Source organism: Rhodococcus sp. MSC1_016, assembly GCF_023667485.2.
In the GTDB taxonomy this organism is placed as follows: Bacteria; Actinomycetota; Actinomycetes; order Mycobacteriales; family Mycobacteriaceae; genus Rhodococcus_F; species Rhodococcus_F oxybenzonivorans.
The window spans coordinates 76,806-96,232 of record NZ_JAMOZI020000003.1 but is presented as its reverse complement, the minus strand read 5'-3'; the positions used below and the strand labels follow the sequence as shown (position 1 = coordinate 96,232).

17 protein-coding genes are annotated in these 19,427 nt (G+C 63.3%); 7 read left to right on the top strand and 10 right to left on the bottom strand.

Going from position 1 to position 19,427, the window contains the following annotated elements:
- Nucleotides 1-58: 58 nt before the first annotated feature.
- On the bottom strand, nucleotides 59-331 hold the full coding sequence (locus tag L1080_RS37645) for a hypothetical protein (RefSeq protein ID WP_109336472.1): 273 nt from the start codon (nucleotides 329-331) through the stop codon (nucleotides 59-61).
- Nucleotides 332-603: 272 nt separating this feature from the next.
- Between L1080_RS37645 and L1080_RS37640 the strand changes: the two genes are divergently transcribed.
- The 4 genes from L1080_RS37640 (at nucleotide 604) to L1080_RS37625 (ending at nucleotide 6,120) form a co-directional block, all read left to right on the top strand.
- Nucleotides 604-2,481, top strand: a complete 1,878-nt coding sequence (locus tag L1080_RS37640; protein ID WP_208964486.1) for an RNB domain-containing ribonuclease — start codon at nucleotides 604-606, stop codon at nucleotides 2,479-2,481.
- Nucleotides 2,482-2,681: 200 nt separating this feature from the next.
- The gene (locus tag L1080_RS37635) at nucleotides 2,682-3,395 is read left to right on the top strand and encodes a ParA family protein (RefSeq protein WP_208964487.1); all 714 of its coding nucleotides are present in this window, start codon (nucleotides 2,682-2,684) and stop codon (nucleotides 3,393-3,395) included.
- Complete coding sequence (locus tag L1080_RS37630) at nucleotides 3,395-4,258, top strand: ParB/RepB/Spo0J family partition protein (RefSeq protein WP_208964488.1); 864 nt, start codon at nucleotides 3,395-3,397, stop codon at nucleotides 4,256-4,258. Before L1080_RS37635 ends, L1080_RS37630 begins: the two co-directional genes overlap by 1 nt.
- Before the next feature lie 1,247 nt (nucleotides 4,259-5,505).
- A complete protein-coding gene (locus L1080_RS37625; protein WP_160094833.1) occupies nucleotides 5,506-6,120 on the top strand; it encodes a recombinase family protein in 615 nt (204 codons plus the stop codon).
- 91 nt (nucleotides 6,121-6,211) lie between these two features.
- Here L1080_RS37625 and L1080_RS37620 read toward each other — a convergent pair whose 3' ends face one another.
- From L1080_RS37620 to L1080_RS37600, 5 genes are all read right to left on the bottom strand, one after another.
- Nucleotides 6,212-6,712 carry a hypothetical protein gene (locus L1080_RS37620; protein WP_160094831.1) on the bottom strand — a complete coding sequence of 167 codons (501 nt, stop codon included), beginning with the start codon at nucleotides 6,710-6,712 and terminating at the stop codon, nucleotides 6,212-6,214.
- A gap of 114 nt (nucleotides 6,713-6,826) precedes the next feature.
- Entirely contained in the window at nucleotides 6,827-7,507 is a 681-nt protein-coding gene (locus L1080_RS37615; protein ID WP_250775879.1) for a hypothetical protein, read from the bottom strand.
- 321 nt (nucleotides 7,508-7,828) lie between these two features.
- On the bottom strand, nucleotides 7,829-9,025 hold the full coding sequence (locus tag L1080_RS37610) for a DUF2637 domain-containing protein (protein ID WP_250775877.1): 1,197 nt from the start codon (nucleotides 9,023-9,025) through the stop codon (nucleotides 7,829-7,831).
- 76 nt (nucleotides 9,026-9,101) lie between these two features.
- Complete coding sequence (locus L1080_RS37605) at nucleotides 9,102-9,512, bottom strand: hypothetical protein (protein WP_250775875.1); 411 nt, start codon at nucleotides 9,510-9,512, stop codon at nucleotides 9,102-9,104.
- Nucleotides 9,509-10,450 carry a ParA family protein gene (locus L1080_RS37600; RefSeq protein WP_308202194.1) on the bottom strand — a complete coding sequence of 314 codons (942 nt, stop codon included), beginning with the start codon at nucleotides 10,448-10,450 and terminating at the stop codon, nucleotides 9,509-9,511. The genes L1080_RS37605 and L1080_RS37600 overlap by 4 nt, the downstream gene beginning before the upstream one ends.
- Before the next feature lie 847 nt (nucleotides 10,451-11,297).
- On the opposite strand from L1080_RS37600, the gene L1080_RS37595 reads away from it, so the two are divergent.
- Both L1080_RS37595 and L1080_RS37590 read left to right on the top strand, forming a co-directional pair.
- On the top strand, nucleotides 11,298-12,116 hold the full coding sequence (locus L1080_RS37595; protein ID WP_250775872.1) for an SDR family NAD(P)-dependent oxidoreductase: 819 nt from the start codon (nucleotides 11,298-11,300) through the stop codon (nucleotides 12,114-12,116).
- Nucleotides 12,117-12,193: 77 nt separating this feature from the next.
- Complete coding sequence (locus L1080_RS37590) at nucleotides 12,194-13,198, top strand: GAF domain-containing protein (protein WP_250775870.1); 1,005 nt, start codon at nucleotides 12,194-12,196, stop codon at nucleotides 13,196-13,198.
- A gap of 171 nt (nucleotides 13,199-13,369) precedes the next feature.
- Here the strand turns inward: L1080_RS37590 and L1080_RS37585 are convergent, their stop codons facing one another.
- The 4 genes from L1080_RS37585 to L1080_RS37570 form a co-directional block, all read right to left on the bottom strand.
- Nucleotides 13,370-13,942 carry a hypothetical protein gene (locus L1080_RS37585; RefSeq protein ID WP_250775868.1) on the bottom strand — a complete coding sequence of 191 codons (573 nt, stop codon included), beginning with the start codon at nucleotides 13,940-13,942 and terminating at the stop codon, nucleotides 13,370-13,372.
- A gap of 121 nt (nucleotides 13,943-14,063) precedes the next feature.
- Nucleotides 14,064-15,779 (bottom strand): FUSC family protein, encoded by a 1,716-nt coding sequence (locus L1080_RS37580; RefSeq protein ID WP_250775865.1) that lies wholly within the window; start codon nucleotides 15,777-15,779, stop codon nucleotides 14,064-14,066.
- Nucleotides 15,780-16,141: 362 nt separating this feature from the next.
- Nucleotides 16,142-16,285, bottom strand: coding sequence for a hypothetical protein (locus L1080_RS37575; RefSeq protein WP_250775863.1), 144 nt, complete (start codon nucleotides 16,283-16,285; stop codon nucleotides 16,142-16,144).
- Nucleotides 16,286-16,485: 200 nt separating this feature from the next.
- Nucleotides 16,486-16,980 (bottom strand): helix-turn-helix domain-containing protein, encoded by a 495-nt coding sequence (locus tag L1080_RS37570; RefSeq protein WP_459032677.1) that lies wholly within the window; start codon nucleotides 16,978-16,980, stop codon nucleotides 16,486-16,488.
- A 1,168-nt stretch (nucleotides 16,981-18,148) separates the two neighbouring features.
- On the opposite strand from L1080_RS37570, the gene L1080_RS37565 reads away from it, so the two are divergent.
- Entirely contained in the window at nucleotides 18,149-19,417 is a 1,269-nt protein-coding gene (locus tag L1080_RS37565; protein ID WP_250775861.1) for a hypothetical protein, read from the top strand.
- Nucleotides 19,418-19,427: the final 10 nt, after the last annotated feature.

The following is a 19,427-nucleotide window of genomic DNA, read 5'->3' as shown; positions in this document are numbered from 1 at the left end:
GGCTGAATGCAGTGACCTAGCCGAACATCGAGCATCCCTGCACCTACGAAAGCTCGGATCAGGTTGTGTGGCGGATCAGCCGCCAGCCGCGGCGTGCGGCAATGAGACCGCAGACCGCCCCAAGGACCGCACTGAAAATCAGGCCCGCCGACAGGAACGGCATGGGATTGACGGAATCCATGTCCCCCGTTACTCCCTCGGAGGCGAACTGATCACCCACATAGCCCACGGAGAACCGCACCGGGTACGACAGCCACCAGGCGAACAGACCGGTACATACCAGGCCCGCACCGAGCCCGAGGGCCGTGCCGATCAGTATCAGTGTCCGCATGAGATCAACTTCGTAAACGCCGGCTGTGCTGTTACCGACGTCCGAACGCCCGCACGGCGCCGTCATCGCTCCGGCAGCGCCGGTCTCCACCGCCAATGAGGGCTCGAAACAACGAGAGATGTCCGTTTTGTCTGTTGTTCACCGCGGTGAACAAACCGTACCCGAAGCCGGTTTTAAGGCTGCAGGTGATGTTCCAGGGGGCGCGTCGCTGACGCCCCTGTGGGAGATTTGGATATCGTCGGAGGCCTGTAGACCCAAAGGGAACGGTGGCCATGAAATCTTCGACAGTCACCGACGTGTCGACGCTGCTGATGATCGATTCGGCATCTGCGCGGGACCGGGACGACGCGTTCTCCGTCATCCCTCCCGACGACGGCGGCGGATGGACGGTCGAGGTCCATATCGCCGGTGTGGCCGATGTCGTCGGTCTCGGGTCGGTCGCCGACGAGCAGGCGTTCCTGCGGGCTGCGACCCGGTACCTGCGCAGCCGCACCATTCCGATGCTCGGCGAAACGGCCGAACAGGCAGCCACCCTGACCACGCAAGCGCGGCGGACGAGCCTGCGGGTCACCGGCACCATCACCTCCGACGGCCATCTCGTTGATGTAGTCGTCCGTCGTGGAGAGATCCCGGCGGGCCGATGCGCGGCAGTCGATCATGCCGACGTGCCCGGCATCCTGTCCGACCCGGGACATCCGCTGCATTCCCAGCTGGCCGCCGCGGATGCTGCCGCACAGGTCCTGCTGACCGCCCGCCGCGACGGTGGCGCCCTCGCGTTCTACGACCTCACCCGCGGCTGGGCGAGCAACGAGGACGGGGCAATCGTGTCGATCGCCGCCGAACGGCGGACCGTCGCCTACGTCATCGTGCAGGAGCTGATGATCGCCACCAACGAGGCAGTCGCCCTCTGGTGTGCGGAGCGAGGGTTGCCGATCCTGTTCCGCAACCACCGGCCCAACCCGGTCGCCGGCAGCACCGACGAGCTGATGACCGAGATCGCCGCCGCGGCCGGGGACCCGGACCTGTTCGCGAAACTGCGCGGACGACTGTTGTCCACGCTGCGGGCTGCAACTTACGACCCCACCGTGCATGGCCACTACGGTCTACGCCTGAGCGCCTACACTCACGTCACTTCCCCGCTACGCCGGGTAGCCGATCTGATCAACCAGCGGATTGTCTTCGCCCACCTCGACCACTCCCCCGCCCCCTACACCGGCGAACAGCTCGCCGCCCTCGGCGCCGACCTGAACCGGCGCACCCGCGCCGCCCGGGAAGCGAAGAAGAATCACTTCAAACACGCCGACCAACGCATCATCGCCGAACAGGCCACCTTCGATCTCGCCGCCCTCGACAGTCGCCGGTTCCACAAGGTCCTCAAAGCCGAAGCCTCTGGGCCACTACGGGCCGAACTCGCCTCCGAGCTCGCCCGCCGCGTCGATGCCGACCTGCTGACCGCCCCGGACGTCGCGGTCCTGATCGACGCCGCCGACCCCTCCTGGCTGCCCATCCAACTCCGCATCCTGGACACTCTCGCTGACACTCACCCCGAGATGGGGCCCAGCGTTGCGTCGGTGTGGCGGCAAACGCACCCCGACCAACCGCCCACCGACCTCGAGATCCGGGGCAGCGGCGCCGTCCACAACCCGTTGTTCGCCGCCCGCGCCACCCACCTCGGCATCCGCGGACCTTGGACCACCGCTACAGCGAAGAAGCCCGCCGAACAGGCCGCCCTCTGGGCGGCAATGCGTGCACAGCTGACCGGCACCGACCACGCCGACGCGGAACCGGACTGGCCCACCACCGAGCCATCCCCGCATCCCACGACTCCCCCGCCGGCGTCGAAAGATTCCGGTCCCACAACCACGACGGAACCGCGCCGGATGACCGCCCCGGCCGCGCTGAATCTGGGTGGGGCGAAGAAGCCCAAGGCACTCTCGAACCCCACCGCCTGGCTGATGAGCCTGGCCCAGAACAACAATCAGGCCCCGCCCGAATGGGAGTTCCGCACCGACGGGCCTGCGCACGCACCCCGGTTCACCGCCACCGTGTACCTCGCCGGCCACACCGCCACCGCCGATGCAACCACGAAGACTTCAGCGAAGACCGCGTCGGCCGCCGCCCTCGTCGAGGCGCTCTTTACCCAGCACTAAGTTCTTCGGTGTCCGTTTTGTCCGTTGTTCACCGCGGTGAACAACGGACAAAACGGACATACCGAGGTCCCGGCGAAATGGTCCGCGCATCGTTTCACCGCCCGGCCGCGTGTCGGACCCGATGCGCCCGCCTGGTGCCGTACCGTGCATTCCGTCCGAAGTAGCCCACACGAGCGGGTGAAGCAAACGGAAAGGGTCCCATGACCATTCATGTCCTTCTCAACCAGAAGGGCGGCGTCGGAAAAAGCACCGTCGCCGTCAATCTCGCCGCCGTCACCGCGGACGTGCTCAACCAGGACGACGACCCCGATGCCACCTCCCCGGTCGCCGCGGTGTCCGTCGACCCGCAGGGATCGGCGATCTGGTGGGCCGACCGCCTCGACAACCTGCCGTTCCACATCGTGCAGGCGCACGACGATCTCAACGGGCTCCGTCAATTGGGCCAGCTGCCCGGCATCCGCCACGTCTACGTCGACACCCCCGGCTGGATCGACCTCAACGCCGCCGACGACACCTCCGACCCCCTCGGCCGCGGACCAGCCGCAGACGCCCTGCGGACGGTGCTCGAGGTTGCCGATCACGTCATCGTGCCGATGGAAACCGAACCGCTGTCCTTCGACCCAACCGCCCGCACCATCCGAAAGATCCTCGAGCCCCGCGGCATTCCGTACACGGTGGTGATCAACAACTGGGATCCCCGCGACGGAAAACTCGACCTCGAGGAAACCAAGGATTTCGTCCGTGCAAACAAGTGGCCGCTCGCGAAAACCGTGATCCGGCACTACAAATTGCATGCCCGGGCGAGCGCCGACGGCCTGGTGGTCACCGAATACCCGGCCAACCGGGTGGCGCTGCAAGCCCGAGAGGACTTCTACCGGTTGGCTTTGGAGTTGCGAATCGACGGTGGTCGGTGATGGCACGCGGTACCCGCACCAATCTCGCGACCCTCGCCGGCGTCGTCGGCGAGAACTCCCCCGTCGACCGGCCCGCCGCCGGCGGGACACCGACCAACGTGCCACTGAGCGAGCTGGCACCGAATCCGCGCAATCCGCGTGATGATCTCGGTGATCTCAGCGATCTGGTCTCGATCACCGGCACTCAACTCCAACCCGCGCTGGTAGTCACCCGGGACGCGTATCTGCGGTTGTATCCGGAAGACGACACTAAGATCGGGCTGGCCCGATGGGTGGTGATCAACGGATGCCGGCGCCTGGCCGCCGCCGCAAACTTCGGCCGCCCCAACCTCGACATCATCGTCAAGGACGAAGTCGCCAAGGACCGGGAGACCCTACTCGCCGCGGCGGTCATCGAGAACGTCGGCCGCCGCGACTTCGACGTCATCGAAGAGGCCAAGGCCGTCGAACTCCTGATCAACGAGTGCGGAACCGTCGACAAGGCGGCACTCAAGCTCAATAAGTCCAAAGCCTGGATCTCGTACCGCCGATCCCTGCTCAAGCTCGCCCCCGAGCTGCAAACCGCACTCCGCAAAGGCGAACTCGCCGTCCGCACCGCCCGCTCACTCGCACAGGTCCCGCCCGAGGCCCAAGTCCAGGCCTGGGCCGCCGAACAACAGCGGGAACACACGAAGCCCGATTCGGAACCCACACCTGACTCCGAAACCCGTTTGCCGGCACGCACCCCCGTCACCGCAGCGAAGGTCACACGCACCTTCCGCCGCTTGGAGGCCGACCCGACCACGCTCGCCGAGGCCCTGGTCGATTACCTCGACGCCGACGGACTGCAAACTCTGATCCAGGCACTCACCGATCGACACTGATCCAGAAACCGTTATTGGGGCTGTTCACCGTACGCGGTGAACAGCCCCAATAACGAAAACCCCTGGTGTGCCCAGGTATCGAGCTCGGAAGCGTTAGGCATGCCACCTAACGCTTCCGACGACACCTCACGCGTTCGTAGGAAGCAGTAGCTAGCTAACGGCTGCGGTCATTCGCTTCGTCAGCTGTTACCGAGCGCCGTTCTGTGGCCACCAGTGCGCGTCAGTTCGGTGGGCGTTTGCGGCACTCTTCGTAACTCAGGCCGGAACTGAAACAGTCGTAGAAGCCCGACTGAATGTCGCCGGAGGTGGGAGGCTCCCCACAGAGAGTTCCACAGCGGAGATAGTTCGGCGCAATAGAACCGTCTGGGTAACGACACACGCCGCTGTCGCAGCTGTACTTGCGGCCGTTCGGATCGATCGGCATCAGGTCCGGTGTGTAGGACCACACGTAGGCGTCGGTGCGAGCTACTCGGGTGCAGTAGACGGTCCTTCCGTCTGCCAGATGTCCTGCTGCATGGTGATCATCGCAGTAGGCGTTCAGTTTGACTTCAGGACCAGGAGGCACGTTCCGACCGTCTTCCGGACCCGGAGCCACCGGTGCAGCGGACAGGCTATCAATCCAAGGAATAGGTGAGGCAGCCGCTGGCACAGCGGATATGGCGAGTATCGCCACTCCGCCGAAGACGGCGGTCACGAGCCGTCGCAGAATGCGCGGGTGGTGTGCAGTTCGCAGCAATGCTTTGTCCTCTAGTCGATTTCGCTATTCGATACCCGGTATAAGTCGTTGCGGCAACTTCGCCGGTGGGCGCCGCCAGTCCAGACGGCTCGGCGCCGTCCTGGGGTCTTGAGCCCTGGGTCATGGCCACCCGGGCAGGCGCGTTCGGCTTCAGATCCTCGTCTCGTGACGTCGTCCCCGACTATCGAATCAGGAGATTAGAGGATGGGGTATCGATCGTTTGAATGCTTCTCTCCGATTTGACGCAGCTGAAGGCCCTAATACTGCAACCGAAGCCGCAACTTGCACCGCCGACAAAGACGAAAACGGGCTGAGCGCCGTTCTGCGGCCACCAGGGTCCGTTTTGGCCTTGGTCATACCGGTACGCCGGAGAACGGCGCTCCACGGCGAACCTACGGCTGGTGAGTTGACTCCGACTAGTTCGTTATAGATGTTCGGTTGAAAATTCCGGTAAGACGCGCCAGAAAACGAACGATGTGAGATGTCGGCCCGTTCGGCGATACTGACGAGCATGAAAATCGGCTACGCACGGTGTTCGACCGCCCGACAAGACGTCGCCGGCCAAGTTGCATGGCTTGGCAAGCTCGGCGTCGACGACGCTCAGGTCTACACCGACCACGGCTACACCGGACGCAACCGGAAACGACCGGCGCTCGCCCGCGCGCTCGAGGTCTGCCGCAGCGGCGACCAGCTCGTGGTGACCAAGCTCGACCGCCTCGGACGCTCGGCCCGCGACCTCCACCAGATCGTCGACGGACTCGTCGAGCGCAACGTCGCCCTCAACATCGACGGCAAGGTATATGACCCAACCGATCCGATGGGCAAGATGTTCATCGGGTTCCTCGCGATCATGGCTGAATTCGAGTCAGACCTCAATCGTCAGCGCACGAAGGCCGGCGTCGAGGTCGCGAAGGCCAAGGGCAAGATGCGCGGCAAACAGCACAAACTGTCACCGCTCCGCCGCAACCTCCTGCTACGGGACCACGAGACCGGCCGATTCACCGTCGATGATCTTTGCGCGGGCTACAACCTCAAGAAGACGGCCCTGTACGAGAACCTCAAGCTCGCACGCAATGAACGCGCAAGTGCGACATCGGAGTCGACGGAGGATGAACTGTCAGCCTGACAGCCGGATTGGTCAACGAATCACCGGAGCCGGCCAGATCAAAGGTGATCAGACCCCCTGATCGGCCGGCGCATTCAGATGCCGCTCGTGGTCATCCGTGTAGCGCTGACTCACTCTCTTGCGTCCGCTTTGAGGCGTAGTGAGCCTTCAGCATTTCGGCGGCTTCGGCCCGTGTCGGTCGATGGTGCCGCTCTCGTCCGAACGGGGCAACCTTTTCCTCCAGCATGGCGGGAAGCAGGCTCGATTTCAGCAGATCGACCGCCGCCGTGATCACTTTGCCCTCGATGTGATCGACATGGTTCACGGTCCAGCCGCGGATGTCGTCGGGGCCGTCGGCGGGTTCGCCGAACAGGTCTTCCAGGGCTTCAGGTTTGTAGCCGTATTCACTGACCAACTCCTCGGCTGTGAGCCAGTCGTCTGTGGGTTCCTTGACCCACACCTTCGGATCGATGCGTTCGTTGGCTTCAACTACACGCCGATACTGCTCGGCGAATGGGAGGTCGCGGGCGTCGGCCGGGGTCTTCCAGCTCCATGTAATGGACAACTCGTTGCGTTCGACTTCTTCGGGTGTCGCGTCTCTGAAGTATCCCATGAGCGGAGATCGTACAAGTGATGACGGCGGGGAGTCCGAGGCCAGAAGGGGAAATCGCATGGCGCGGTGACTGACCTGGCTAAGTTCCTCCGTCAACCCGGTCAGTGTGACTCCTTAGGTCCGGCGGCTACGGGCGGTGAGTTCGACCCGTTGGCGGAGCGAGCCATCTGCGTGCGGAACCCACGCCCCAACAGGCACCCACCGTCGCTCCCTGAGGGCTGTTCGAGCGGCGGTACAGGCAACTGTCGGCGAATCGCCGGACACGACATCCATTGTCCAGGTATCGAGTAGATCTCCGTCACTGGTACGGATCTCGACCACTTGCGACTCTGTTCCGTCCTGAAGGATCGCGACTGGGCGTCTGAGGCGATCGTGCTGGGCGATTGCGTGGAGCTCGCACACGTACAGGATGGTGGGCAGTCCGGGAATAGCGGCTAGCAGCGAGGACAACAGCAGCAGCAGATCCGAACCGGTGGTCGAGACGAGAAGCTGGGCGGCGATGTAGAGGGCAGATGCCGACGCCATTCCGATCACGCCTAGCGCCCAGGCGGCAGAGCGTGGAAGCCGATGACCGCTGCGGTGGTCTGCGAGCATCACCGTGGACGCGACAACCGACACGCTCAACGCTGCCACGACCGCAGTCAGACCAGTAGTCTCGTCGAAAGCGATTGCCACGACGAGGATCCCGGCAGAGAACGCACCCATCACCACCGCGATCTCAGCAGCAGCTACGGCGACACCAACCACTTCATCCCGGGTCCATGCCCCCCGGAAGACTGACGATCGCTCGCGCATCGGCACTGTCCCCTCCCCATTTCTGCGGACAGCTTATCGGGGCGCAGACAGAAGGTCCGCGGTCCCATGTTGCCGCCCGATGACCCGCCGGCCCCTCGGCAACCAGGCACGGCCCCCAAGGGTGCTGGGTTCGTTGCGCTGCACGAGGAGTGCAACGGCGACTTCCGTGCGGCCGCAACGTGTCGATGTTGCACCGCAACGTCGGACTCGATGGACGTTGTTGCCGCAACGGATCTGTCGAGGGGTTGTCCTCGGACCGGTTGTCGGCGGTCAGGCCGAAATCGCGAACTGGTCGTCACTCCCCCAGCCTAGGGTCGGACATCACCGGGCACCGACCAGTGCGTACTGCTGACCTGTCGTTGCTGCATTGCGGGTATCCGTTGCGTCGTCGACCTCGGGCAGCGGCGGGGTGCGGAACCCCGCCTGTACGGCTCGTTGTGCGACCTTGTCGTATCGGCGCATCGCGGTGGAGGCCGCCTTGGCTTGGGTAATCGTTGCGATTTCCGCGTAGCTCAGATTCTCGGTGATCCGAAGGCGGGCGGTTTCTTTGACTGTCGGGTCGAAGTCGTCGCAGGCGTCGATGAAGTCCAGGAGGTTCTCGATGGTCTGTTCCCCGTCCGGCAACACGTAGACCTCCGGTGACGCCTCGGAGGGCGCATTGCGGGCAACCGACCGCTCCCCCAGGTCCGCAACGGCGGCAACGCGGGGTGCATCCGCAACGAGCGGTTCGGCAACCACCGCAACAGTGGCTGGCGTGGTGTCTACCTGGTTCCCGACCGGCACCGACGCGTCGCCAGCTGCGGTCCCTCGCTGTGCCGGATCGCCGGCCTCGGCAACCGGCCCTGCCGCAACGGCGGATGCCGACGAAACGTCGGGTGCAACAGGGTTGGCCTGAAAGCTTCGGAACGCCTCCCATGCTTGGCGGTTCATCTCGATACCTTGCTCCTCGAGCTCGTTGCTGAGTTCGTTGCGCGCCACCTCAGCCGTGACGTTTGCAGCCTGCACGAGGGCGTTGTACTCGGTGTAGGCGGTCCCGATGGACTTGATGAGAATGCCCACGCCGTGTGTGAAAGCCAGAACCAGCAGCGGCGGAATGATCGCGAGGAGGGCGGCGCCGGTCGGTGTGAGGGGGGTGTAGCCCAGGTCGATACCGGCGGCGAGTTTCCGTGCAGCGTCTTCACCGGCCCGGTGCGCGTGGTAGGCGTTGCCGTAGACGCTGATGAGGACCACGCTGACAGCCAGCGTCAGGAAGAACTTCTTCCCCGCTGCACTTCCATTGATCTTGCTCAGCGCAACGGTCGCGATCGTTGCGCCGAGGATTGCGCCGTCGACGATCGAGGGAAAGATCCAAGTGAGGTGGTGCGGGACACCGGCCTGCAATGCGAGGTCGCGTTGCACCGCAAAGGACAACACGAATGCACCAGAGGTGATACCCACCGCAATGGCAATCGCAACGGCAAGGGCTGCGATCAGGGAGCGGAGCTGGATTCGTGCTGCTCGAAGATTAAGGTCAGTCATGATCGGGTTTTCCTTCCACGGGGTCCCGGTCGACGAGGCCCCTGCCGACCCACTCGGCAGGGGCCTCCCCGTTTGGTCAGTCGTCAGCGAGCGGACGGCCGGGTGGCAGGGGTGTGTCCTCGCCACCGAAAAAGTCTCCGTCGTTGTGTTGCATGGCGCGCCGTTGCGTTGCGTCGGCGAGCGCCTTCTCCACGAAGTGCGACCAGTTGCGGTCGGATTCGACGGTTCGTGTTGCCTTGAAAGCCAGACGCGCTTGTTTGTAGACGTCCGGAGCGATGTAAACGGTGACGGCCTTGTTGCTCGGCTTCTTCTCCGGCTCAGTCGGCGTTGCAGGCGGTACTACCTGCTCTTGCGGATGTTGCGGGCCCTGTTGCACCTGCGCCGGTGCAACGTTGCGGCTCTGTGCCCTTAGGCGCGAGAGATCGCCGGTGACTGCTCGTGGCGCGAGGCCGGTAATCGTCCGCCTCGGCGATACTGAGTCGGTCATGATGCCACTTCCTCGCTCTCAGCTGCTGTGATGCGGTGAACCATCTCTTCGGTGACCCCGAGGAGGTCATCCGCAACGGAGGTCGATGACCGCGGTGCCATGCTTTGTGCCGTTGCGTCTCCGCGGAGCACCTCCCACCACTTCGGGCCGCTCCGAACAACATTGTCGAGTTCGTGGACCAACATCCCTCGTTCCCGCGTGGCCTGCGCTGTCGCTTCCGAATGCCGGACCGTCTTGTCAAAGACGACGTCCTCACTCCCGCCGAACGCCTCGGCAATCGCGTTGCGTGCCTGCTTCTGAACGGTCTTGGCGGAGGTGCCTACACCGGTGAGGACGACGCCAAGGAGGTCCAAATCGGGATTGACTCCGAGAACAGCGTCGAGGCGTTGCACCACAGCTGCCATGCCCTTTCGGCTGGAAGCGTCGCTCTTGACCGGCACCAGCAGCCACCGCGCGGCCGCCGCGGCTGCGGTTTGCAGCGTCTCATCACCAGGCGGGCAATCGAGCAGCACCATGTCGTACTGCGATGCGAATGGCGTGAGTGCAGCTGCAAGTGCCAGCTTCGCCCCATCGGGATCCTTCGACGCCATCGAACTGAGCGCGGCCGTAGCCTGTTCGAGGTGTGTTCCGCCGGGCAGCACATCCAAGTTCGCGCGCACGTCGCGGATTGGGGCGAGCGGGGCACCGAACGCCAGCGCCTGCGCGAGATTGCGCCCCTGGTCATCGAACTCGCTTCCGGTGTAGCCGAGATCCTCAGCTAGATTCCCCTGTGGGTCGAGATCGACGAGTAGCACCTTGTAACCGGATGCGGCAAGCAGTCCTCCGACATTCGCCGCCAGGGTCGTTTTGAACACTCCCCCCTTCCCGTTGATGATCGCAATGACACGACGCAACTGCGTCGCGTCATGCTGCGGAGCTGGTTGCGTTCGTGCTGACACCGGCATCTCCCTCGATGGTCCTACACAGATTTCCCGTTAATACTGGCAATGCAGGTAATCCACGCTTCGCTTTGAACACTGGCGTTAGCAGCGTTGCTGTTGTTACTGGCGTTGCATGTGTTGCTTGCATTGCACACGATACCGGCAATCACGTCAATGCAAGCATTACTGGCAATCCTGGCGTGTCGGCCTATACAGCAATGCCAGCAATGCTTTCCACGAGGTCACATGCATATGCAAGCAATGACTGCTCTACTGGTCGAATAGAGTGAGAGTTATTGCAAGCAATACCAGCATTACTTTCATAACCGACTAACGCTTGACTGGGCGGCTTCGGCCATCGGTTACCCAAGCAATCACAGCAATGCCAGTAATTTCTCGCCCGTATGGCAGCAATCCTTTTATCGCCAGCAATGCTGGCACCCAGGTGAAGAGTTACCCAGAATCACGTCAGTGCAGCCTCTGAACGTGGCGTAGCGTCTCCGTGGATCCACGCGGAAGTATGAGGGCTGGAATCAAAAAACAAGTCAGTTGCGACAACTGGAGTCGCGCAGCCGGCAGGGGATGGCCGTCAACGTCCCCCTTATGCAACTTCGAGGTCCGCAGAAGGCAAGAAGACTCCCCCGGCCAACCCCCTTCGCTGCGTGCAACGACCCTCACGTCTGTTCGCTCTTCGCTGCAACGTTCCCTGCCCCGTGCAAAGGCACGCCACACAGCGGGATCCGGTCCTCCGAGTTTGGATGTCCGGGGCGCCAAGCGAAGCGCCCCCTCCTGGCCCGCTCGGACAGATGGCGCACGTTGGATAAGGTAGAGATAGGGACGCCGCCCGGCGAGGTAAGGGGAACAGATGGGATACTTCGAGGGTCGTGTCTTCGCAATAACAGGGTCCGGCGCAGGAATTGGACGCGAGCTAGCTCTACAGCTCGTTCAGTCTGGCGCGCATCTGGCGCTGTCAGACTCGTCTGAGTCTCAACTGTCCGATACTGCTGACCTGTGCGCAGGCGGACCAGGAGACGTCTATACGTCGGTTGTCGATGTGACGGACCGAGCTGCGGTACTCGCCCATTCAGCAGATGTTGCTTCTCGTTTCGGCCGAGTTGACGCTCTGATCAACAATGCCGGTGTACTTTTTGCCGGCGACGTCCTGGACACCACCTTCGAGGACTACGAGCGAGTGGTCGACGTTGACTTCTGGGGGGTCGTCAACGGAACGAAGGCCTTCCTCCCACACGTGATGCGCTCAGATCGAGGGCACATCGTCAACATTTCCTCAGCCTTTGGGTTGATGGCCGCTCCGTCGTATTCCGCCTACAACGCGGCCAAGTTCGCTGTACGGGGCTTCACTGAGTCGCTCCGCCAGGAGATGGTTCTCGGGGGACATCGCGTAAAGGTGACCTGCGTTCACCCGGGTGGAATTCGGACCAACATCGCGCGCACTGCTAGGCACGCGGCAGGAGTTGACGGGACCGAACTCGCTGATTCATTCGAGCGGCGTATCGCGAGAACAGATCCGAATGCCGCCGCTCGGACGATCCTCCGTGGCATTCAACGCGGGTCTGCGCGCGTCTTGATCGGCGCAGACGCCAGAGCGGTTGACATGGTTACGCGAACGCTCGGAGCGCGCTATCTGTCCATCCTGCCCGCCCTGAAGAAGCTTGGTACGTAGCTGGACGTTCGACCTGAACAGCGTTCAATACGGACAGGCTAGGATCTCCTCGTTCATTCGGTCGGGGAGGTTTTTGGATGGCGACAAAGTGGTTGCTGGTAAGTACGTTCGGGGGCGCGGTGCCGTCGATTGTGGGACAGGGCCGCACGCCGAAGCCCTTCGTGCCGTTGGAGCAAGTGATCAAGAGCAAGCGGTCATTTGCAGATGCGACTTCGGCAATCACCGAGGTCATGGCGCACCCGATAAAGATTGACAGGCTTTCCAGTGACGGCCGCCGCCGGGTTATCGCGGACCCTCTCTGCACGTTTGAGGGCAGACTTCACGCGATCTATCTGTGGGCCGGATTGGCTGAGGAGCAGGTTGCACAACGTGATCCGGCTGGAGCCTGGTACTTCAATCTCACCGACCTCAAAGTTAGTGGTAGCGAGGATCTTTTCGACCTGTATGGGGTAGCACCCGAGAATCGTCGGTCTGAGGCTGCAATGGCCGGGGCGTTCGATCGGTTGGATACCGGCGTCGACGAGGGGCAAGCACTAGCCAAGATCGTTCAGTCCACCCCGGGGATGGAACACCAGGCGGTGTGGACGGTCAAACGCGACGACGGCGACCGCCGTGCTGCGCATTTCTCGTGCCGCGCTGTTGAGGAACGGCCCGATCCGAACAGCGATCGGAAGGTAGTGATTCTGAGGGGTGTTACACATGACATTGGTCCGGCGGACGATGTGCCGACTGCGCCGCCGCCGGTCATTCTGGAACATCGCGTCTTGGACGCCAAGTTGAAGCCTGGTGAGTATCTGGCCTACGTGGATATCAAGAAGCTGAGCCTGATCAAGTGGCGAGGCAACCCGATGCCCGGGATTGCGTGGGAAGGTGGGGTAGGGGAGCCGACGCCGGCGATGCACCCGGATGACGTCGCGGTAGCGCGGCGTTTATCTGCAGAGCTTGCGCGTGGTAGCACCTCTGGTGTTGTTCGTTTTCGCGGGCTGGATGGTGAGTGGAAGCCATTGCACCTTGAGGTTTCGTTGATGGTCTTTGACCAGCACACGACTGGTGGACTTGTCACCGTGTCAGCGGCGCCGTAGCCGGGACACGGTGGCACTCCCTCGCTAGCTCGCGATCACAGGCGCGCCGGTACGGCGCCAGTTCTCGATGCACCTGACGGCCCAGCCGCGCCGCGGCTGGATGCTGACACGCTTGGGATGTCCATCGAGTCTCCTTGTTCGCGTGGAACCGGAAGAGTTTATCGCCAGCCATTATTGGCGTATACGAGTGTTGGTACGCGCTGGGCCTTGGATGGTGACACCTCGTTGCGCTGTGACGTGGGCATTGTCGTGGAGGAGGATTCGGCTGTTGTCGGTGGCGTGGACGGTGGTGTGTCCGTCGGCGTGGATGGTGGCCTGGTCGTAGGCGTAGATCGTGGGTTCGTCGGTGGCGCGGACCTTGGCTCGGTCGACTGCGTAGACGGTGGTCTTGTTGCGGGCTTCGACCTGGGTGTCGTCGAACGCTTCGATCAGGGCGGTGGTGTACGCATAGCAGCGAGAGTGTCCCTCGAGCTGCACCTGGGCCGCGTCAGTGACGACGATGGCCGGCGACCGTGTCTGTTGTTGTGGTGTGCTGGTGGTGATGCGGACGCGTGAGGTGCCGGTGATCCGCAGGGTGCCGGTGCCAATGAGGTTGTGGAGTTCGAGGATCTGATCGGGCGGGGAGTCCACAATGACGGTCTTCGCGCCCTGAGCGAACCGGGCTACGACGTCGGTAGCGGTCCGGCACGGAGTCCGGGGTGTGCGGCACTGTGGGTTACGTGTCGAGGTGGTTGGGCGCCTCATGCTCGATAACCTAGTCGGGATCCGCGGCCGGGGAGTGGGTGCCGCGCTGGCGGCGACGAGTCCTGTCTGGGCCCGTGTATGCCCAGTCGCTGCATTATTCGTCGATCCACTTGGTCTTTTGTCATGCGGCCGACCGCACGGCTGAATTGATCTGAGACACCACGGCTCGGGCGGTGGAGTAGTCAGCCCTTCCGTTGGATCTGGTGGGGAACCTGCCGTAGCGGACTCGGGCCGGGGCCGAAATTGGTAGCGTCAGCATTCCGGTCGAGGTAGTCCGCCGTGTCCCGCGCTTCTTACCCCGAGTGCTTCGCCACTGTTGCTCTTCGTTCCACCAGGTAAACAGCTCACGGTCTACCAGATGGCGTGCGGCTCGGCGGGCGTTGATTCCGGCAACTCCCCGGGTCTGTGCGACGGTCTCAAGCGTCCGGAGCAGCTGCTCGCCCGTGGCCTTCGAAGTGAGCAGTCCTGTCGATTGCAAGCTGGTCAGTGCTCGTTCGATGTACTTGGTGCCGTAACCAGTCTTCTCCGACAAACCGATCAGGCTGACGACCCCAGACCGATAGAACCAGTAGACGCGTGCGGTTGCCGCACCGAGGCCGCCGGACCGGGAGGGACTCCATAAGTCGTGGGTGTGGTGGGGGAGGAGCGGGAGCGGGGGCCCAGGAGCGGGGGCGGGTTCCCCTTGTGTTGCATGAGAAGTAGTCTCTACGCCCACATCCTGCGGCTGGTTGAGGGTCCACCGTGCAGCTCGCGTCCCGGCGCTTGGAGTGGTTAGCGTGACCCAGCCTTCCCGTGCCAGCACACGAAGCCTGCGCGAGACCGTGGAGGCGTCGAGAGCGCATGCCTGTCCCAGGCGACGGCAGTCGATGTCGAGGACCCGAGTCCGGGCGGTGCGCGCTAGCGCGGTCAGTGCGTGCAGGATCCGCTCGTCACTTGCTCCTCCTCGCCGGCCCCAGTGCGCTGTTGTCGCTGCGAGGGCATGTTCGATGGCGTCGAGGTCGTCGTCGATCGGTTCACGGGGTGCCTGGTCCGGGTCAGCGGTGAAGGTCGCGGCTCGGGCGAGTGCGCGGGACCATTGGCGTTCTGTGTCGTCGCGGCCGCGGACCGCATCCTCACGAAGTCGAATCAGACCTGGGGCGGTGGCAACGGCGGCGCGGGCGTCGTCGAGTGTGTGTCCGGCTCGGGCCATGGAAAGAAGGATGGTGTACGCGAGGGCACTGCGGTCCGCCCCTTTAGACGGCACCGTCGCGAGCAAAGCCGCAGTTCGGTGGGGTAGCGGCCGCCGGGGTCGGTCGAGTCTCGGACCCGCCGCATCCTCAATGATCCGCGGCCGTCGATGTTCTTCGGGCGGTGTAGCGGGCTCGACATGGGGATGCCGCGCAAGGAGCCAGTTGACGACTTCCGGCGTCGTCCCGCGGCTGACGCGCTCGAGAGCCTGCTGCAACTCGGCGCCGGCCAGGTGGGGGACGGACCGTCCACCGTCGCGATGTGGTGCGCCTGGAGGCCGGACAACTCCCATACGGGGTTTGCTCAGGGGCGATGTGTCGAAGGTTGGGTAGTGCTGAGCGAGCACGCGGTTGAGTTCACCGACCGCGGCCGGATCGGCGCCGTTCTCACCAAGTCGGAGCCAGATGTGTTGGCCGCCCCACGGCCCGGAGTACGCACGCAGGTAATGGACACCCAGGTCGTCGAGGTGTGCAGCGAGGCGGTCCGAATCAGCACGAGCCTGATCGGCGCCATAACGGGAGGTGTCGAAGTCGAGCACGAGAAGCCGAAAGCGGTGATCTGAGCTGGCGAGATAGATCGCCCAGGGAATTTCCGGCTGTTGCAGGGGCATGGAGATAGAGGCGTCGTACTCGTGTTTTCGGTCCGGGTCGACGCGGACGCGCCGCCGCGGCGACCACATGCGGGTGCATGTGTTGTAGAGCAGTTGTGTGCTGTCTGGGCCACCACTTGGCGGGGTGACACGCGCATGGGTTTCTAGACCTGAATCAGGGCGTGTTATACCCTGGGCTCTGTCCAGCAAGACAGTCCCTCCGGGGATGAGCAGTACAGAGAATCGAGCGGCTAACTCGTTTCTCAACCAACTTCAAAGACCCAATGCCCTCGGCCCTGCCCGGTCGGGGGTTTTTTGGTTAGTTGGTGCGATGCACTACGTGATGTGTGTTCGTTTGTGCAGCGTCAAGGCCGCCATCGCGTTCACGCGGAAAGTTTCAGCACCTCCTGGTTGGTCTCCTGAACGAGTTGGGCATGGCCTGTAGCGGCTGCGAGAAGATCTGCCAGGAATTGGCTCATGTTCACACCCGCTGCCATCCGTCTACGTTCGAGTTCCTCGAACACCACGTCAGGGACTCTGCTGGTTACGCGAGTTCGGTCTCCCTTGTATGGGTTTCCCATCCCCTTCTCCTTCCCTGACCCCGACCGTCCACCTTCGGACTCCAATCTGCAGCACCAAACCTGTCACAAGTTGGACCGATAACGATGAAGACACGCCGTCGAGCGCTCTCAGAGATGCCGAATCCGTGCTTTAGTTGCGTGATTATTTATAGGTTCTTCGCGCGTGTCTCTCGATGTTCATAACCGCGCTTCCATGCTTCTGCAATGATTCGCCGGTCGACCCCGTAGAGCTCGGCGATCTTGGGCACAAGGTCATCGCGGACAGCCTTTACCCCGTTCTCGATCTCGGCCAACGTAGTGGCCCCGATTCCGAGTCGGGCGGCTGCGTTTCGCTGATTCAGCGCTGCCCGCACTCGAAGGTCGCTCATTCTTAGCTTGCCTGCCGGGATCGGCACCAGCACTGAGATTGATGTGTCCAGGGCTTCGGCAAGAAGGCCGAGCATTTCCGGTGCCGGCCTTGACCGTCCGGTTTCCCAGGTCGAGACTGCCTGACGAGTTGTACCGATTCGGGCCGCGAGATCGTCCGGCGTGAGCTGTGCTTTCACACGCTGTTCGCGGAGCTTGTCACCCCGGAATCCTCTGACTCCGCTGCGAGGCACTTCATCAACTCCCGGGGTCCGACCACTTATGTATCCGACCATTGTTGCCCTTCCCGGGGTGTCATCATGTGCTAGTGCGTTTTATAGTTGCGTGTTATTGTTGCGATTATCTTAGCTGCTGCTAGCGGACTCGCTCAGAGGAAGGGGCGTGAATGAAAAGCGTGAATAGGTTGCGCACAGAAGCTGCCGCGGTTTACTATCTTTCCGCGCGCCCCACCGGGGAGTCCTGCGGCCTTGTACACGTCGGGTCCGCTTGTAGCGCAAAAGGTGCTGCACACCGTCTATTTGGTGTGCCCTTTGGACTCTCAGGGGCGATCGTGTCGGAAGCAACTAACACAAGGTGTGGCTCGCGTAGAGCCGCACCTTCGCGTGCTTCTGACGTCCAGGTCACCACCGCGGCGACCAGCGGTTCGGCTCGCCGCGTCTCTGAAGTCGAATTGGCTCAGGCTCATTCGCTCCGGACCGAACTCCGAATCCCCAAGACTTCCACTGTGCGGTTGAACTTCTGCCCAAGTCACCGCTCAGTGGTCTCACTTCGCAGCTCGTGGCTCGCACGCGGGCCAACTGTGCTGCGCAGAAAACCCCAGGTGCGGTGATGATTGGCGTCCTCGCCCGCACCTGGGGTTCTACTCCCCACAGCGTTTCAACGCGTAAACGTCCAAGCCGCAGGATCTCGGATCCTCGCGGGCCATTTCTGTACCCAGTTGGAGGCTCCGATGTCTTTGGGTGCCCAGATCCACCCGACCACTAACCATACTGCTGCCCCGTTTTCGTTACAGGCAGATTCCAGCGAGTCCGTTCCTCAGGTTCCGATCTCGATGAGCGGAGGGGTGCGACCGCTCAGCGTCGTCGCTCATTGCGCTGGCCGAGCACCCGGCTACAGGTGCTACAGCCTCGTTCTTCCTGGGTTTTCGACCTGCCCCGCGGGCCACTCTCTGGTGCCGTACTCGTCGCCCTGGATCGGCCTCCAGTCGGCCCTCTAACTCCGTCGGATGAGCTCATTCGGGGCGGGATCGGATGACTATCGGCGCCGCAGATCACCTCTTAACTAACCGTCGGTTTTGTCGAAGTTCTTCCTTCGCCAACGTTCCGGTGAACGTATCTCGTTGTTAATCAATCTTTTTGGGAAGACAAGTGACGTGAAAGGTTTGAGATGAAGACTCGAAATAGTCCTGCAGGGCGGCATCGTGCTGTGAAGGAACGGGCGGCGGTGACGACGTCGCTTGCTGTGGCTGTGATGTTGTCGTGCGCGAGTATCGCCCAGGCCGCTCCGGGGGAGCAGCCTGGCGTAACGGCTCCTTCTGGTCCGCGTGAGCAGCCTGGCGTAACGGGTACGCCGCCGCGGGCAGAGGCTCCGGTGGAGCGTGAGTACTTGCCGGGCTATCAGCCCTCGGAGCAGGTGCAGAACGCGGAGTGGCGCTCGTATGAGGACTACCAGCAGGGATATTCGCAGCCGTCGTACAACGTGCAGCCCGCATACGTCGAGCCGTCGTATGTGCAGCCGTTCCACTCCGGATACAGCGAGCCCTATGTTGAGCCGCAGCCGGAGGTCGTGACGCCGCCACCACCGCCGATGGTTCAGCGTCCGGGTATCGCCCCGATTCAGGCGCCGGAGAACAAGATGCTGCTCGGCTCCGCACTGCTGGACCGACCGGCTTTCATTCCCGAGCCGGACGCACGGCGGATTAGCAACACGATGTCGGCAATTCAGGCTGACGGCGCCAACTTCATCAACTCCCTCGGTGTCCCGACGAACCAGGCCGACCGTCTCGCTGCTGGCACGGTCACCGGAGTCGTGGTCGGTGGCGCCGCTGGTGCTCTCGCGTTGGGCGCCCCGGCCGCCGTGCTCGGCGCAGCGGGAGGCACGGCCATCGGCACCGTCGTGGGTATCGCGGTCGGCACCACGTTGGCGTCGGTGTTCATCCCTGGTGTCGGAATCGTCGTCGGGCCGGTGCTCGGCGGCGTGAACGGCGCGCTGATCGGAGCAGGTGTGGGTGCCTTGGCGCTCGGTGTTCCCGCCGCGATGGCGGGTGGCGCTCTCGGCATGCTGTTCGGCGGCATCTATGGCGCAACCTTTGCCGGTGGCCAGGACGTGGTCATCGAAGAACCCGCTCCCGCCCCGGCACCGGAGGTGCCTGCTCCCGCGCCGGTATGGACTCCGCCGGTCGTCGACACGCAGGCAGTGACCGCGCAGACACAGCAGGTCCTCGGTCAGGTCGCGCACGCGCCCGCCGGGGAGCAGGTCGTCGAGGCGGTCCGCGATTTCACTGACGTGGCCCCGTCGTATGCGGCGGCGGCGCAGTCCCAGGTCGATACGGGTGTGTCTCAGGTCCGTGAGGCCGCGCTCGCACAACCCGGCGGCCCCGACGCTGTCGCTGCCGTCGATCAGGCGATCGCTGAGGTCTCGACCGCGACCGCCCCGGTCGCTGCGCAGGCCGCCGCTTTGGTGGCTGCGGTCAATGACGGACTGAACGCGTAAATCACGCAAG

Bases quoted from the DNA above. Each gene is read 5' to 3' on its own strand.
- L1080_RS37645 (WP_109336472.1), bottom strand. From the start codon at position 331: ATGCGGACACTGATACTGATCGGCACGGCCCTCGGGCTCGGTGCGGGC.
- L1080_RS37640 (WP_208964486.1), top strand. From the start codon at position 604: ATGAAATCTTCGACAGTCACCGACGTGTCGACGCTGCTGATGATCGAT.
- L1080_RS37635 (WP_208964487.1), top strand. From the start codon at position 2,682: ATGACCATTCATGTCCTTCTCAACCAGAAGGGCGGCGTCGGAAAAAGC.
- L1080_RS37630 (WP_208964488.1), top strand. From the start codon at position 3,395: ATGGCACGCGGTACCCGCACCAATCTCGCGACCCTCGCCGGCGTCGTC.
- L1080_RS37625 (WP_160094833.1), top strand. From the start codon at position 5,506: ATGAAAATCGGCTACGCACGGTGTTCGACCGCCCGACAAGACGTCGCC.
- L1080_RS37620 (WP_160094831.1), bottom strand. From the start codon at position 6,712: ATGGGATACTTCAGAGACGCGACACCCGAAGAAGTCGAACGCAACGAG.
- L1080_RS37615 (WP_250775879.1), bottom strand. From the start codon at position 7,507: ATGCGCGAGCGATCGTCAGTCTTCCGGGGGGCATGGACCCGGGATGAA.
- L1080_RS37610 (WP_250775877.1), bottom strand. From the start codon at position 9,025: ATGACTGACCTTAATCTTCGAGCAGCACGAATCCAGCTCCGCTCCCTG.
- L1080_RS37605 (WP_250775875.1), bottom strand. From the start codon at position 9,512: ATGACCGACTCAGTATCGCCGAGGCGGACGATTACCGGCCTCGCGCCA.
- L1080_RS37595 (WP_250775872.1), top strand. From the start codon at position 11,298: ATGGGATACTTCGAGGGTCGTGTCTTCGCAATAACAGGGTCCGGCGCA.
- L1080_RS37590 (WP_250775870.1), top strand. From the start codon at position 12,194: ATGGCGACAAAGTGGTTGCTGGTAAGTACGTTCGGGGGCGCGGTGCCG.
- L1080_RS37585 (WP_250775868.1), bottom strand. From the start codon at position 13,942: ATGAGGCGCCCAACCACCTCGACACGTAACCCACAGTGCCGCACACCC.
- L1080_RS37580 (WP_250775865.1), bottom strand. From the start codon at position 15,779: ATGCCCCTGCAACAGCCGGAAATTCCCTGGGCGATCTATCTCGCCAGC.
- L1080_RS37570 (WP_459032677.1), bottom strand. From the start codon at position 16,980: ATGGTCGGATACATAAGTGGTCGGACCCCGGGAGTTGATGAAGTGCCT.